Origin of the sequence: Streptomyces sp. E11-3 (genome assembly GCF_046540415.1) — a bacterium.
GTDB lineage: Bacteria > Actinomycetota > Actinomycetes > Streptomycetales > Streptomycetaceae > Streptomyces.
Genome location: NZ_JAZGRL010000257.1, coordinates 1 through 574 on the forward strand (window position 1 = coordinate 1; position 574 = coordinate 574).

A 574-nucleotide genomic window follows, 5' to 3' on the forward strand; every position below is an offset into this window, starting at 1 on the left:
CCGCCCGTGTCCAGGCCCGCGCGGCCGAGACTCGGCGCGCGCTGTCTCATCGCACCGGACGGAGTCTCCGATGACCGTTCCACTCACTCGCGCCAGAAGCGGGGCACGATGTAGGGGAGGAGGCGACACCATGACCCCTGGCACCGCTGAACGCCCGCAGATGCCCATCGAGGACTTCGAGGAGCTGGCTCGCAGGGCCCCGGAGACCGTGACGCTGGAGTTCCTCGGGGGAAAGCTGTGCCTCAGGGACGGCCCGATCGACGTCGGAGACTTCGAGGAGTTGGCCCGCAAGGCGCCCGAGACAGTAACGCTTGAACTCATTAACGGGAAGCTCGAGGTCAAGCCCGTGCCGGACATGCCTCACGGTGCCATCGTCATGTGGCTGCTCAGGGAGTGTATGCAGCACCGCCCCGAGCTGGCGCTGTACCCGGAGCAGGGCCTGGCAGTGCCGACCTACCGAAAGGGCCGCGCCCGTGCGGACGCCGCACTCGCACCGCTCGACCACTTCATCCAACAGGAGGGCGAGTGGGCCTCCCCCAGAGGTGTCCTCATGGTGGTCGAGGTGACGTCGTAC

General features: G+C 67.6%; 1 protein-coding gene. It reads left to right on the plus strand.

Annotation, left to right across the window (positions count from 1 at the left end; genetic code table 11):
- Positions 1-130: 130 nt before the first annotated feature.
- The coding region (locus tag U9R90_RS36720) for a Uma2 family endonuclease (protein ID WP_411061856.1) at positions 131-574 on the plus strand (444 nt) is incomplete at its 3' end.